Origin of the sequence: Rickettsia endosymbiont of Ixodes scapularis (genome assembly GCF_000160735.1) — a bacterium.
Classification (GTDB): domain Bacteria; phylum Pseudomonadota; class Alphaproteobacteria; order Rickettsiales; family Rickettsiaceae; genus Rickettsia; species Rickettsia tamurae.
Window position 1 is genome coordinate 936,208 of record NZ_CM000770.1, and the last position, 3,189, is coordinate 939,396.

Sequence of the window (3,189 nt, forward strand, 5' to 3'; positions counted from 1 at the left end):
GTTTAAAAGTACAAATAAAGATTTACAAATAGAAAATGGTGAATTCGCAACGATAACTCTAGTCAGTAACGATAAGTTTGTTGCTAAAACAGATAGCGGGAAAGAAATAGAATTTAATCCTCAAGATGTAAGCTTTAACCATGGCTATGCTTCTACAGTGTATACAGCACAAGGAGCCTCAATTAAAGATGTCTATGTATTACATAATTTAGCAGGAAATAGCAGAAATTCTTATGTAGCGATGCCGAGGCACATAGAAGAGGTAAAACTCTACTATAATAAGGCCAGTCCAAGAAATATAGCAAGTTTAATATCACACCTCAACAAAATAGATAATAGGCTATCTAGCATTAATTTTAAAACTTTAGAAGAATTAGTAGCGATTCAAGATCAAGAAAATAAGAGTCCTAATATTATAGATAAAGTAGGTAATTGGTTTAAAGGGGTAGTAGAAGATATTAAGGATAGATTACATAGTAATGATAACTATTACCACTTAAGAGTGAAGTTAGAGCCACCTGCTAAAGTAGCAGAGATCCTAGGAAGTACTAGCACAAATCTTGCCACAAGCCATAAAGTCCAAGAAGAGCGGACACGCTCTTCTTATAACCTCAAGAATTGTAATAAACAGGATACAACAATAAGTATCAAGTTACAAGAGGATATTATGGCAAAGAAAAAAATAGATTATAATGCTATTAATAAACAAGAAGCAGTAGAATTAAAGCAAAGATTATCATTTAAAGCAGAAGAAATAGGAAGAAATTTACTAGGTAGTCCAAATAAGCATTTATCAAATAGCCAGTTACTCCGCTGGGAGAAAGATGGTAAGATAGCGATGAAGATAAAATGGCAGTAAAGTTGGCATATGGTATGATTTTAGTAAAGAAGAGGGAGGAGATTTATTTACTTTAGTACAACGAGAAAAAAATTGTGATTTTGTAGAAGCTAAGAAATATTTACAAGATATGGTTAGTATATCAACCAAAGTAGATGAAGCTCTAGCAGTAAATTTATCAACAAACAAAAAGCGGCAAATTAAGACTCAAACAGAGCAAGAATCTGAAATGGCAAAAATTAAGAGGGCAGAAATATTATATGAAAAATCAGATTCTATAAAATATTCTATGCCTAATAATGTAGCAACAAGATATTTATCAGAACATCGTGGAATTGAAAAAATATTAACAGGATATCAATTAAGTAACGATCTTAGAACCAATATGATGTGGGATAGTAATAGCAAACAATATTATCCTGCATTAATTGCTTTTGCTAGAAATAAAGATGGTAATATTACTGGTGGACAATCAATTTATTTAAACAAAGACACAAATAATAAAGCTAATATTGAGGTTAATAAACGTTCATTTGGTAGAATCAGAGGTTCTTTTGTTGAGATTAATAAAAATAACGAACAGCAGAACGTACAAAGCAGTAAAGATGGCAATAATTCAGTTAGTAATATAACGATTATAGCAGAAGGGGTAGAGACAGCTTTAAGCATTGCAGAAGCTGGTATTAAGGGCAAAATTCTTTGTAGTTTAGGTGTAAGTAACATTAGGAACTATGAGCCTATCAAAGGAGAAAGAATAATAATTGCTGCCGATAATGATGGCAAAGACGCAGTATCAGTTAATACTGTAATTAAGGCTCAGGAAGAATTAATTAGGCAAGGAGCGACGGTAGCAATAATACGACCACCAGAAAAAGGCGATTTTAACGATATGTTAAAATCCCAAGGGGTAGAATCTATAGACAAGCTTATAGAGCCTGAAATAATAAAATTAACAGCAGCTAGCAATGCAATAGAACTTAAATCATCATTGAAAACAAATGATAATAGAAAATCACAATTTCAGTCTATAGAATTACTATTTTCAAAATTTGCAAATAACGATAATAACGAACTAAATAATTTGCAGCAACAGCAAATAACAGCTCTAGCAAAGTTTGGCACAGAAGAAAATATCAATACCGCAATACAAATCTACAGAGAAAAAGGTATAGATTCTTGTATGCTCTACAGTAACAAGATTTGCATAGCAGCAATAGAGCAGAAGATAAAGAAAGATTTACAAATTATGCAGAATAAATTTGATCCTAATTATAATCTTGGTGATAAAAGATTTTGTGATATAGTAGTACATGATTTTCAAGGCAAAAGTCATCTCGTTCCTGAAGATTACTTAAATACTATAGGAAGGGATAAACAAGTAATGCAGTATATAAGTCCAAGCTCAGAAATAGCTAAAGAAATAAAAAGTGCAGTAAAGCAAGTATCTGAGGTAAAGCTTAGTCAAGGAATAAGAGTTTAGAGTATAGTGTAATAATATTTATCAAGTTTAAAAAATGTAAATATATGAGTGAACAAGGAAACCTGCTTGGTGATCCAGATAAAGGCACGAAGAAAGCTAAGCATGATAAGATATTTCGTAAGGCACTCGAGAATCCTCTAGTCGCCCATGAGTTCTTTAATGCACATTTGCCCCCAAATATTAAAAGTTTAATAGATTTTCCTAGTTTAGCAATGGAAAACACCACTTTTGTAGAAAGCTCTTTAAAAGATTCTATCTCTGATGTTTTATTCTCATGCAAATTTGATAAACAAGATGGATATTTATTTTTGCTTGTCGAGCATCAATCAAAAGCAGATCATTTTATGGCTTTTAGGCTATTTAAATATATGATTAATATTTGTGAGCGATATTTAATACAAAATCCTAAAGCTAAGACTTTACCATTGGTATACCCAATGATATTTTACAATAGTCAGGCGAAATACAATGTTTCAAGGAATTTGTGGGATTTATTTGCCAATAACAAATTAGCAAAAGAATTATGGATTAATGATTACCAGTTAGTGAATGTCCATGAAATTCCTGATGAAGAGTTTAAACAAAGGATATGGTCAGGGATATTAGAATTTTTTCTCAAGCATATACATGATAGGGAGTTATTAAAGAGATGGCAAGAAATATCAGATATACTGCCGGAATTAACCAAAATAACTATAGGATATGATTATTTAGAAATGATATTATATTATACATTGACGAAGATAGAGCAAGCTGATAAAATAAAACTAGAGAATTTATTATCAACAAAGTTAAATCCAGAAATAGGAACAAGGCTTATGAGAAGTTTAGCACAACATTGGCAACAAGAAGGGAAAGAAATAGGTATTCT

The 3,189-nt window shown here is 31.3% G+C and carries 1 protein-coding gene and 1 pseudogene; both read left to right on the plus strand.

Annotated elements, in window-relative coordinates:
- Window positions 1-2,318 (plus strand): annotated as a pseudogene (locus REIS_RS04735) (toprim domain-containing protein); the annotation flags it as partial.
- 44 nt (window positions 2,319-2,362) lie between these two features.
- The coding region (locus REIS_RS04740) for an Rpn family recombination-promoting nuclease/putative transposase (RefSeq protein WP_008580136.1) at window positions 2,363-3,189 on the plus strand (827 nt) is incomplete at its 3' end.